We start from the raw sequence: 229 nt of genomic DNA on the forward strand, positions 1-229 counted from the left end.
AGCCTTACGATGTGCGGATTTGCCTACACATCAGCCTCACTGCTTAGACGGACATCCATCAGTCCGCGTCACTACCCTACTGCGTCACCCCATCGCTCATCACGGATTACGGTGGTACAGGAATTTCCACCTGTTGTCCTTCGACTACGCCTATCGGCCTCGCCTTAGGTCCCGACTTACCCTGAGCGGACGAACCTTCCTCAGGAACCCTTAGGCTTTCGGCGGATCT

The 229-nt window shown here is 55.9% G+C and carries 1 rRNA gene; it reads right to left on the bottom strand.

Annotation, left to right across the window (positions count from 1 at the left end):
* A 23S ribosomal RNA gene (locus tag ACN6NF_RS26015) occupies positions 1–224 on the bottom strand; the annotation flags it as partial.
* Positions 225–229 lie beyond the last annotated feature (5 nt).

Source organism: Paenibacillus sp. TSM33, assembly GCF_056099025.1.